This window comes from Streptomyces sp. NPDC044984 (assembly GCF_040646935.1).
GTDB lineage: Bacteria > Actinomycetota > Actinomycetes > Streptomycetales > Streptomycetaceae > Streptomyces.
Genome location: NZ_JBEZBE010000078.1, coordinates 1 through 10,776 on the forward strand (window position 1 = coordinate 1; position 10,776 = coordinate 10,776).

A 10,776-nucleotide genomic window follows, 5' to 3' on the forward strand; every position below is an offset into this window, starting at 1 on the left:
GCCCCGCCCACCGCAGCGTAATCCAAACCCCGCCCGCCCCCTCTACGCCCTGACACGCCCTCAACCGATCAACACCCCACCAACGTGACAACGCCTGCTGGAGGGGTGGGTGCGTCGCCGCACGACGGCCCAGGCTCTGACAGGGTTGGCTGCCTCTGCGCTACACGCTCTAACGGTTACCGGTTCACTTTCCGACCTCTTCGAGTTGCAGGAGTACGAGGTCCGCGCGGCCCGCCAGAAGCTCACCGAGATCCGCTGTCTGATTACGGGGACGGTCAGGCCACACGCCGCGGGGGCGGCGCGGTCGTGCAGCCCTTGTCCGCCTTCGGCCTGCCAGCGGCGGACCTGCTCGTGGGCGGTGACGCGGTGCCCATCTCGGCGGCGACGTGCGCGATCGAACAGTCTGCGCGAGCATGCTCGATGAGAAGCTGCCTGCCGTGCATGGTCAGCCGGGCATTGTGGTGTGACACGAAGTCCTCCAATGCGGTGCAGTCCTATACAGCTCCAACACACCGGAGATCTCCGCCGTGATCAAACCCATTCGGCTTCAACGACGCTCGTGAACAACACACCGAGGTGGCTGCTGGGCCGTCTACTGGGCGCTGGCGGCCGGGCGTACCACGATCTCGTTGACGTCCACGTCGGCGGGCTGGGAGACGGCGAAGGCGATGGCGTCGGCGATCGCGGAGGCCGGGACGGCCACCGAGCGGTAGGTCTTCATGTCTTCGCGCGCCCGCGGGTCGGAGATGGAGTCGGCGAGTTCGGACTCGGTGACGCCCGGGGAGACCACGGTGACGCGAATGTCTCCGGGCGACTCCTGGCGCAGTCCCTCGGACAGGGCGCGGACGGCGAACTTGGTGGCGCAATAGACGGCGGCGGTCGGCACCACCTCGAACGCGCCGACCGAGGCGATGTTCACGACGTGGCCGCCGCCCTGTTCCCGCATGACCGGCAGGGCGGCCGCGATGCCGTGGAGCACGCCGCGGACGTTCACGTCGATCATGCGGTCCCACTCGTCCACCTTGAGTTCCGACAGGGGCGAGAGGGGCATCACTCCGGCGTTGTTGACGATCACGTCCACGCGTCCCCAGCGTTCGACCGCGGCCGACACGAAGGCCTGTACGTCGGCGGCGTCGGTGACGTCGAGCCGCCGGAAGCCGGCGCTGCCCTCGTCGGCGGTGATCCGCCCGGTCAGCTTCTCCAGGCGCTCGGTGCGGCGCGCGCCCAGGAACACCCGGTGGCCGTCGGCGGCCAGGCGCAGCGCCGTCGCCTCACCGATCCCGCTGCTCGCGCCGGTCACCAGGACGACCTTGGTGGTCTGCGTCATGACGATGTCCTTCCCATACATGGATGCTTCCGCAACTGACCGCGGAACCGAGTCTGTGCGCAGCGGCGGGCACGGACCAGGACGGTTCCTGCCTGGGTCCGCCACACCCAGGCAGCGCGTCGGATGGCCGCCTAGCCTGTACCGCATGGACGAGAACCACCTGGGAGCCTTCCTGCGCGCCCGCCGGGCCGGCCTCACGCCGCGGGACGTGGACATGGTCAGTCACGGGACGCGCAGGGTCGCCGGACTGCGCCGCGAGGAGGTCGCGGTCCTCGCCGGGGTGAACGCTGACTACTACACCCGCCTGGAACAGGGCCGCGAACGCAACCCCTCGCCCCAGGTGCTGGACGCCCTCGCCCGCGCCCTGCGCCTGGACGGCGACGCGCGCACGCACCTGTTCCGCCTGGCCGGCAGTGCACCCGGGGCGCAACGCTCCGTCCACACGGTCGCCGGGGTAAGTCCGGCGCTGCGCCAGTTGATGGACGGCTACCCTCACACCCCGGCGTTCGTCCTGGGTCGCACCCTGGACATCCTCGCCACCAACGCCCTGGCCGACGCGCTCTTCACCCCGTTCGACCCGGCGGACAACCTGGCCCGCATGATCTTCCTCGACCCCGTTCGACCCGGCGGACAACCTGGCCCGCATGATCTTCCTCGACCCCGCGGGCCGGCACTTCTACGCGGACTGGGAGCGGGCCGCCCAGGCCGCCGTCGCCAACCTGCGCGAAGGCGCCGGCCTCGACCCGGACAGCCCCGAACTGCGCCGGCTGGTTGCCGAACTCACTCAGTAGAGCGCGGAGTTCGACCGACTGTGGAATGCCCACCACATGCGCGGCAAGAGCCGGGACGGCATTGTCACGTTGGCTGACCGGCCTGAGATGATCTTGGAGTTGATCGTGCCGGGGAGAGGATCGCTCGTGTCGTCCGCGCCGCCGTCGTACAAGGGTCACCGGTACCCGGTGGAGATCATCGCGCACTGCGTGTGGCTGTACCACCGTTTCCCGCTCAGCTTCCGCGAGGTCGAGGAGTTGATGCTGAAGCGCGATGTGCTCGTCTCCCACGAGACCATCCGGCGGTGGTGCCTGAAGTTCGGGCAGGCCTACGCCAACGCACTGCGCCGCCGGCGCTCCCGCCCGGGGGACAAATGGCACCTGGACGAGGTCTTCATCAAAATCAACGGAGAGCACAAGTACCTGTGGCGGGCGGTGGACGCCGACGGGACCGTGCTGGACATACTCGTGCAGAACCGCCGTGACAAGGCCGCGGCCAAGCGCTTCTTCAGGAAGCTGATGAAGGCCACCCAGTCGGTGCCATGAATGATCGTCACCGACAAGCTCCGTTCCTACGGCGCCGCCCACCGCGAGGCGATGCCGTCGGTGGAGCACCGCTGTCACAAGGGCCTGAACAACCGGGCTGAGAACTCCCACCAGCCCACCCGGCAGCGCGAACGCGCCATGAAAAGCTTTCGCAGCGTCGGCGGGGCCCAGCGGTTCCTGTCCGCGTTCAGCGGCATCTCACCGCACTTCCGGCCTCGCCGTCACCTGATGACAGCCTCCGACTACCGAGCCGAGATGACCGTCCGCTTCGCCATCTGGGAGCAGGTCACTGGCGCCGCCGGCCAGCCCACCACGGCCTGAATACAGGCCCGAGCCGTGGGCCCACCACGCCCCGAGGCCCCATCAAACAGTCACGCACCCAACAACGTGACAACGCCGGAAAAAGGGGTGTCCAGGCGCGAGCAGGAGGTCTTCGAGGCGCTGCACCGGCGCCTGCCCGATCTTGTCAGCCCCGGTACCGCTGCCCGCCACGCGGCACCGGACGGGGCTGCGCGGCGGCTGCGGTCGTGGAGGGTGGACATGCTCCTGCCGGGAAGCCGGCCGGTCGCGGTGGAGTACGACGGGGCGTACTGGCATCAGGACGCCGCAGAGCGCGACCGGGACAAGACCGCCGATCTGATCGCCTCGGGCCACCTGGTCATTCGTATCCGCGAGATGCCTCTGTCCGCCGTCTCGCCGCACGATGTCCTGTGCACTGCGAAGCAGCCTGCGGAAGAGGTCGCCGAGCAGGTATACCAGAAGATCCTCGCGCTGAGAGGGCCGGCTGGCCGCGGGCCGGGCGGGGAGCCGGGTTCCGCCGGTAGGGATCGGCTGGACGTTTTCGACGACGCCGATGTCACCATCTCCCCCGGTGGCCACCAAACCGACGAACGAGACCAGCGCTTCGCCGGCACGACCTGAGCCGTGCATGACGTCCTCCCCAGCAGTTCCGGGGCCGCACGCCAGTGAGGCGTCCGCGCCGCCGCGCATCGTCCACACCGTCGGCCGCCCGTCCACGTGCCGGCCGACGGTCGCGGAGCCGGTCGGGGCCGCCGTGAGCACCCACGCGCTCGTGGCGCTCGATCACGAGGAGCCGCTCGCCGGCCTCGCTCTGCGGGCCGTCGCCGCTCCCTTCACGATGGGCTGTTCAAAGGACGCGTCGAAGGTCACGTCTCCGCCCGCCGGCCGGCGGACCGCACCGACCACGTCCGACCGGTGATCCGCCGTGAAAGCACCCGGCCGTCGAAAGGCTGCGTGCGGGGGACGGAGAGGCGGCCCGCCCTCGGGTTCGCCCTCGGCGCGGCATACACGCAGAAAACGCCCCATGTCCGAAGGAAGCGCACACGCGCAGTGCACCGGCCGGATGACGTCGGTGTCCGCCGTATGCCGGAATACCCCGTGTGAGAGGAGGGACGACGGGCAACGCATCCTGCATGCGCATCGTGGTCACCGGGGTGACCGGAAACATCGGTTCTGTCGTCGTGCGACGCTTGCGTGCCGAGGGCGGGCACGACCTTGTGGGTCTGGCCCGGCGGCTGCCCGAGGGCCGTGACAGCCGGGGCGTCGACTGGCGCCCGGCGGACCTCAGCACCGAGGCCTGTCACGGCACACTCGTCGAGGCGTTCACCGGCGCGGACGCGGTCGTCCACCTGGCGTGGGGTTTCCAGCCGTCCCACGATCTCGCCTATCTCAGGGAACTCGGCGTCGGTGGCACCCGCCGCGTGCTCCGGGCCGTCGCCGACACCGGTGTCGCGCACCTGATCCACATGTCCTCGGTCGGCGCCTACTCACCGAAGAAGGACGATCGTCCGGTGGACGAGTCCTGGCCCACCGGGGGCGTGCGCAGTTCGCGGTACAGCCGGCACAAAGCGGCGGCCGAACGTCTCCTCGACCGGTATGAGGCCTCCGGCGCCGGCACGCTCGTCACCCGCCTTCGGCCGGGAATCGTCGGGCAGCGCGCCGCCGGCAGCGCTCTCCTGCGGTACGGCGTGCCCGCCCTCGTGCCCTCCAAGGCGCTCGGTTTGCTGCCGGTCCTGCCGATGGACCGGAGGCTGACCATCCCGATGGTTCACACCGACGACGTCGCCGAGGCGATCGTCACGGTGCTGCACCGGCGCGCGGCAGGTCCGTTCAACCTCGCCGCCGACACGCCCGTGACCGCGGCGGTCATCGCGGACGCGCTCGGCGCCAGGCTGGTGCACGTGCCCTCCGCAGTGGTCCGCACCGTCATGTCGGCCGCCTGGCACGCACGCCTGCAACCGGTCGACACCGGGTGGCTCGACATGGGCTTCGCGCTCCCGGTGCTGGATACGACCCGTGCGCGCACGGAACTCGGCTGGGCCCCGGCCAAGGACGGCCCGCAGGTGCTCGCCGAGGTGATCGAGGGCATGAGGGAGGCCGCGTCCGGCCGGACACCCGTGCTGCGCCCACGCACCGTCCTCGGGGCGCTCGGTGACGCGGTCCGTCGTGGGCCGGTCGCTGTGCGGCGACGCCCGTGACCACCGGCACGGCACCGACGCGTCCCGGACCGCCGCCGGTCGCGCTGCTCGCCGCCGCCCACGGCGGACCGGCCCTGGCGGTCGCCGCCATCGCAGGCCTGCTCGCGCTCCGCAGCGACCTGGACCCGCTCGATGCCGCCGTCGTCACCGCTGCGGTGCTCGCCGGGCAGCTCACGATCGGTTGGGGCAACGACCTGCGGGACCTGCCTCGCGACCGTGCCGTCTGCCGGACCGGCAAGCCGTTGGTCACCGGAGCCCTTCCGGTCGGCCGGGTGGTGCGCGCCCTGGCCGTGGCCGGACTCGCCTGCATCGTGCTGTCCGCGCTCGCCGGTTGGCGCAGCGGCCTGGTCAACGTCGTCCTCAGCGCCGGCGCGGGCCACGCCTACAACCTGGGGCTCAAGTCGACCCGGTGGTCGTGGGTGCCGTACGCCAGTGCCTTCGGGACGCTGCCCTCGGTCGTCACCCTCGCCGGCCCCGCCCCGGCCTGGGCGCCGCTGTGGATGACCGGTGCCGGAGCCGCGCTCGGTGTCGCGGCACATCTGCTCAACACGCTGCCCGACCTCGCCGACGACGAACGCACCGGCGTCCGCGGCCTGCCGCACCGGCTCGGCGAGCACCTTTCGCGCACCCTGGCCGTCGTGCTGCTGGCCGCCGCCTCGCTGCTGGCCGTGTTCGGTCCCGCCGGGTCCCCTCCGGCGTGGGCGTCGGCGGTCCTCGCCCTGGTGGTGTTCCTCATGGTCCTTACGGCGGCCGCCCACGGCCGTGCTCCCTTCCGGGCCGCGGTGGCCGTCGCCCTGCTCGATGTCGTACTGCTCGTGGCGGCCGGTTGATGGCGCCTACCTCCACTCGTTGGGACCTCGTGGTGGTCGGCGCCGGGCCGGCCGGTGCCGCCGCCGCCCTGGGCGCGCTGCACGCCGACGCGAGCCTGCGCGTCGCCCTGCTGGACCGGGCGGGCTTCCCGCGGGACAAAGTCTGCGGCGACGGGGTGGCCCCGCACGTCCTCGACCTTCTCGCCGAGGTCCGCGTCACGGGTCTCGTCGACGACCGGGTCCCGGTCGGGCGCCTCCGCCTCGGCCGGGGCGGCCTGGTCGTCGAGCGGCGGACGGCCCGCCCGGCGTGGGTGGTGCCGCGCCGGATCTTCGATGCCCGGCTGGTCGACGCGGCCGTCGCCGCGGGCGCCCGGCTCCTGCGGCACCGGGTCCGCGATCTGCGACAGGACACCGATGCGGTGGTCCTGGACGGAAAGGTCTGCGCCGCGGTCGTGGTCGGCGCCGACGGCGACCACTCGGTCGTCCGACGCGCGCTCGGTCGCTCTCGCGGTCCGGTGGCCCTGGCGCTGCGCGGCTACGCCCCGGTCGCGTCCGGGCGGCGAGGCGTACAGGTCATCGAGTTCGGCACCCGTCATCAGCCGTCGTACGCCTGGTCCTTCGACCGCGGTGACGGCCATGCGAACGTCGGGTACGGCGAGGTTCTCCACGGAGGCCGGCCGGCGCCGACCCGCGCCCAGTTGTTCGAGCGGCTGGAAGCGCTCCTGCCCGGTGCGACCGAGGAGGGACGGAACTGGGCCGGGCACCTTCTGCCGCTCTCGACGGCACGTTGGCACCCTCCGGCCGGCCGCGTACTGCTCGCGGGCGACGCCGCCTGCCTGGTGAACCCCTTGACCGGAGAGGGCATCCACTACGCCGTGGCCACCGGCATCGCGGCCGGTCGCGCCGCCGCCGCAGCCCTGCGTGACGGACGGCCCGAGCGGGCGGGGGAGCGATACGCCCGCGTCACCCGCCGGATCCTGCTGCCCCACCTGCGCCACACCGCGCTGGCCGCCCGGCTCGCCCGCACCGCTGGTGTCCTCGAGGCCGGGCTGCGGGCCTCAGCCGCCGACCAGCGCGTCTTCGACGACCTCGTCGAACTCGGTCTCGCCAGGGGCCGGCTCACCCCCGCCATCGCGTTCGGCCTCGGCCGGGCGCTCCTCACACCCGTCCGTCCGACCGGCTGTCCTCAGGAGCCAGCATGACCATGCGCATCCTCAGTGTCTGCGGTGTCCTGCCCGATCACCGCTACCGACAGGAGGAGATCACCGAGTCCTTCGCCAGCATACTGGTCGAGGGCGCGGTCGACCGCGGCGTCGTCGAACGGTTCCACCGCAACACGTGCGTCGAAACCCGGCACACCGTGCTGGCGCTGGAGGAGTACACCCGCCTCGGGGACTTCGGCCGGTCGAACGACGCCTTCATCCGGACGGGCGTCGAGCTGGGCGGCCGCGCGGTCGTCAACGCGCTCAAGGAGGTCGGCCTCACGCCGACCGACGTCGACTTCATCGTGTCGTGCACGGTGACCGGTCTGGCCGTCCCCTCGCTCGAAGCCCGCATCGCGGCGGAGGTCGGGCTGCGCCCCGACGTGGTGCGCATGCCCCTGGTCGGCCTCGGCTGTGTCGCCGGCGCGGCCGGCATCGCGCGCCTGCACGACCTGCTGCGCGGCTGCCCGGACGGGGTCGCGGTGCTGGTGTCGGTCGAGTCGTGCTCGCTCACGTTCCAGCGCGAGGACACCTCGCTCGCCAATCTCGTGGCGAGCGGCCTGTTCGGGGACGGCGCCGCGGCGGTGGTCGCAGTCGGTTCCGGGCATCCGCTCGCACGGTCCGACGATCCCGCCCGCCCCGAGGTCCTCGCCTCGCGCAGTCGCCTCTACCCCGACTCGGAACGCATGATGGGCTGGGACGTCGGTTCCGGCGGATTCAAGATCGTGCTCGACTCCTCGGTCCCCGACCTGGTGCGCCGGTACGTCGGCCACGACGTTCGCGGTTTCCTCGCCGACCATGCCCTCACCGACGGCGACATCGGCTGGTACGTCGCGCACCCCGGTGGCCCCAGGGTGCTGGAAGCACTGCAGGAAGTGCTCGGGATCGAGCGTGACGCCCTGGGGGTGACCTGGGACTCACTGCGCCGGATCGGCAACCTGTCCTCCTCCTCGGTGCTGCACGTCCTGGCGGACACGCTCGCCGACCGCCCTCCGCGGCCCGGCTCCCACGGGCTCATGCTCGCCCTGGGCCCGGGCTTCTGCTCCGAACTCGTGCTCTTGCGCGCCCCGGGAGGATGAGAGGTGAGCGGCGGAGTCCTGTTCACCGTCCTGGTCCTGGCCGTTGGTCTGGAACGGGTCGCCGAACTGTTCGTGTCCCACCGCAACGCCGTCCGGAGCCTCGCACAGGGCGGCGTGGAGGCCGGGCGGGGTCACTACCCGTTCATGGTGGTGCTGCACACGGGCCTGCTGGCCGGCGCGCTCGTGGAGGTATGGGTGCGGCAGCCGGACATCGTACCGGTCCTCGCCTGGGCCATGCTCACCCTCGTCGCCGCCTCGCAGGCGCTGCGCTGGTGGTGCGTCGCCACCTTGGGCCGGCAATGGAACACCCGGGTGATCGTCGTACCCGGCGCTGCCCGCGTGACCTGCGGCCCCTACCGCCGGCTCCCGCACCCGAACTACCTCGCCGTCGTCGTCGAAGGGCTCGCGCTCCCGCTGGTGCACTCGGCCTGGGTCACGGCGGTCGTCTTCACCGTGCTGAACGGGTTCCTGCTTGCCACCCGCGTCCGCGTCGAGAACACCGCCCTGGCGCGGCTGGCCTGAGGAGGGGCGCATGGATCTTCTCGTCGTCGGTGGCGGGCCAGCGGGTCTCGCCACGGCACTGCACGCGGCTCGGGCCGGCCTCGAGGTCGCCGTCTGGGAGCAGCGCGCCGGTACCGTCGACAAGGCGTGCGGCGAAGGTCTGATGCCGGGTGCCGTCGCCGCCCTGGCAGCGCTCGGTGTGCACCCGCCGGGACGCGACCTGCGGGGTATCACGTACGTCTCCGGGCCGCGTCGGGTCGGCGCCGACTTCCGGGCAGGGCCGGGCCGCGGGGTGCGTCGCACCGTCCTGCACGCGGCGCTGCGGGAGGCGGTGCTGGCCGCCGGCGTACGGGTCGAGCAGCGCACGGTGCGCCGTGTCGAGCAGGACGAGGGCGGTGTGGTGATCGACGGCACCCGTGCCGGGCACCTCGCCGCTGCGGACGGCCTGCATTCGCCGATCCGCCGGTCCCTGGGCCTGCACCGGCCGCGCCGGGCCCACCGGCGACACGGGCTGCGCCGCCACTACGTGTCCGCACCCTGGAGCGATCGCGTCGAGGTGCACTGGGCCCGTGACGCGGAGGCCTACGTGACCCCGGTGAGCGACGACCTCGTCGGCGTCGCGGTGCTCACCACCGGCCGCGGACCGTACGACGACCAACTCGCCGCCTTCCCCGAGTTGCGGGAGCGGCTGGCCGGAGCCGTGGCCGCCGGACCGGTGCGCGGGGCGGGGCCGTTCCGCCAGGACACGCACGCACGCACCGCCGGCCGGGTGCTGCTCGTCGGCGATGCGGCCGGGTACGTCGACGCGCTGACCGGTGAGGGCATCGCGTTGGCGCTCGCACAGGCCTCGGCGGCGGTGCGAGCAGTCGTCGACAACGACCCGGCAGCGTACGAGCGGGAGTGGCGACTGCTCACCCGGCGCCACCGCTGGCTGACCCAGGCGCTGCTCGGCGTGACGAGGATCCCCTCGGTCCGCTCAGCGCTGGTGCCTGCGGCACAGCGGCTGCCGGGGTTGTTCTCCGCGACCGTCGATGCGCTGGCGCGTCCGGCGGGAACATGATCCGGCGGACTTCGGACACCCGCGCCGTGTACGGGCGGAAGGGGCCGGTGCCATCCGTGGGGACGATGACGGCCCGGCCGTTCACCCCTCCGTCGTGCAGACGTCCGTAGGCGGGTGGCACCTCGTCGAGGGGGTGCGTCTCGGTGCGGACGGCAGCAACGCCGACCCAAACAAAACCGATGCCCCGGTCAGTTCGCCGCGTGAACCCCGGTAGGGGCGTGGACCGACACCTCGAAGGGCAGCGTGCCGAAGCCGACGGACAAGGCGCCTCCGCCGGCACTCACGATGCTGATCTCCCCCTCCACGGCTCAGGCGTCTCCTTGATCATCGGATCCGCCGCCTATGGGACACTCCCGTTCCAGCAGCTGGTGATGCAACGCGGCATCGTCCTCGCGCAGCGCGGCATGGAGAGCGAGCCAGAAGGACGGCGGGCGGCCGATGGCACAGCGGACGATTCGGTCGTAGACCGGGAGCAGTCGGGGACGCTTGCGGGCCAGGACCTTCCCGGCGATGACCCAGTTGACCCCATGCTGCTCGCAGAGCAGTCTCCAGGCCTGATCCGCCGGCGAGCCGTCGGCCACGACGACCGCGTCGGCATCAGCCATGTCGATGTCCCTGGGAATGGCGTGAGGCAGACCGGACAGCCGCGTGCCGAGGCGGCCCTCTAAAATATCCAGCGCGACGGGCGCCGGAACGATCACCGACAAGGTCTGCACCGCGACCAGGTCCTCCGCCGTGATCCGGTCAGCGACCTCCGGCCGGTCTCCCCCACCCTGTACCGATCGGAAAGTCATCGCTGCACGTGCGTACCCATGTCCTGGAGCGTCGGTGGCAGCTGGGATGCTGTCGTGGTGATCGTCTCGCTGCTGTACGGGGTGACCCGGGAGCCGCCGGCCGTCCCCGGCATACCGCTGCGCCGCGACACCGCGAAGGAAGCCGAACTGTTCGTGCCGCGGCACGAGAACACGGTCCTGCGCCGCCAAC

Annotated in this window: 10 protein-coding genes and 3 pseudogenes; 10 read left to right on the top strand and 3 right to left on the bottom strand. The window is 71.9% G+C overall.

Features of this window, described 5'->3' with window-relative positions; all coding sequences use genetic code 11:
* Positions 1 to 294: 294 nt before the first annotated feature.
* Together AB0A94_RS38105 and AB0A94_RS38110 are read right to left on the bottom strand one after the other, a co-directional pair.
* Positions 295 to 470 (bottom strand): annotated as a pseudogene (locus tag AB0A94_RS38105) (leucine zipper domain-containing protein); the annotation flags it as partial.
* A 122-nt stretch (positions 471 to 592) separates the two neighbouring features.
* Positions 593 to 1,327 (bottom strand): SDR family oxidoreductase, encoded by a 735-nt coding sequence (locus AB0A94_RS38110; RefSeq protein ID WP_361751557.1) that lies wholly within the window; start codon positions 1,325 to 1,327, stop codon positions 593 to 595.
* Between the two features lie 145 nt (positions 1,328 to 1,472).
* Between AB0A94_RS38110 and AB0A94_RS38115 the strand changes: the two are divergent.
* From AB0A94_RS38115 to AB0A94_RS38160, 10 genes and pseudogenes are all read left to right on the top strand, one after another.
* A pseudogene (locus tag AB0A94_RS38115) lies at positions 1,473 to 2,115 on the top strand (helix-turn-helix transcriptional regulator); the annotation flags it as partial.
* Between the two features lie 90 nt (positions 2,116 to 2,205).
* Positions 2,206 to 2,964, top strand: a pseudogene (locus AB0A94_RS38120) (IS6 family transposase).
* Between the two features lie 87 nt (positions 2,965 to 3,051).
* Positions 3,052 to 3,564: a hypothetical protein gene (locus AB0A94_RS38125; RefSeq protein ID WP_361751558.1), complete on the top strand. Its 513-nt coding sequence runs from the start codon at positions 3,052 to 3,054 to the stop codon at positions 3,562 to 3,564.
* Positions 3,565 to 3,571: 7 nt separating this feature from the next.
* Positions 3,572 to 3,862: a hypothetical protein gene (locus AB0A94_RS38130; protein WP_361751560.1), complete on the top strand. Its 291-nt coding sequence runs from the start codon at positions 3,572 to 3,574 to the stop codon at positions 3,860 to 3,862.
* 214 nt (positions 3,863 to 4,076) lie between these two features.
* The gene (locus AB0A94_RS38135) at positions 4,077 to 5,141 is read left to right on the top strand and encodes an NAD-dependent epimerase/dehydratase family protein (RefSeq protein ID WP_361751562.1); all 1,065 of its coding nucleotides are present in this window, start codon (positions 4,077 to 4,079) and stop codon (positions 5,139 to 5,141) included.
* Positions 5,138 to 5,971, top strand: a complete 834-nt coding sequence (locus AB0A94_RS38140) for a UbiA family prenyltransferase (protein WP_361751564.1) — start codon at positions 5,138 to 5,140, stop codon at positions 5,969 to 5,971. Before AB0A94_RS38135 ends, AB0A94_RS38140 begins: the two co-directional genes overlap by 4 nt.
* Positions 5,971 to 7,152, top strand: coding sequence for a geranylgeranyl reductase family protein (locus AB0A94_RS38145; protein WP_361751566.1), 1,182 nt, complete (start codon positions 5,971 to 5,973; stop codon positions 7,150 to 7,152). The genes AB0A94_RS38140 and AB0A94_RS38145 overlap by 1 nt, the downstream gene beginning before the upstream one ends.
* On the top strand, positions 7,149 to 8,231 hold the full coding sequence (locus tag AB0A94_RS38150) for a 3-oxoacyl-[acyl-carrier-protein] synthase III C-terminal domain-containing protein (protein ID WP_361751567.1): 1,083 nt from the start codon (positions 7,149 to 7,151) through the stop codon (positions 8,229 to 8,231). Before AB0A94_RS38145 ends, AB0A94_RS38150 begins: the two co-directional genes overlap by 4 nt.
* A 3-nt stretch (positions 8,232 to 8,234) precedes the next feature.
* Complete coding sequence (locus tag AB0A94_RS38155) at positions 8,235 to 8,753, top strand: isoprenylcysteine carboxylmethyltransferase family protein (protein ID WP_361751569.1); 519 nt, start codon at positions 8,235 to 8,237, stop codon at positions 8,751 to 8,753.
* A 10-nt stretch (positions 8,754 to 8,763) separates the two neighbouring features.
* Positions 8,764 to 9,792, top strand: coding sequence for an NAD(P)/FAD-dependent oxidoreductase (locus AB0A94_RS38160; protein WP_361751571.1), 1,029 nt, complete (start codon positions 8,764 to 8,766; stop codon positions 9,790 to 9,792).
* Between the two features lie 308 nt (positions 9,793 to 10,100).
* Here AB0A94_RS38160 and AB0A94_RS38165 read toward each other — a convergent pair whose 3' ends face one another.
* Positions 10,101 to 10,586, bottom strand: coding sequence for a DUF6308 family protein (locus AB0A94_RS38165; protein ID WP_361751573.1), 486 nt, complete (start codon positions 10,584 to 10,586; stop codon positions 10,101 to 10,103).
* Between the last annotated feature and the right edge of the window lie 190 nt (positions 10,587 to 10,776).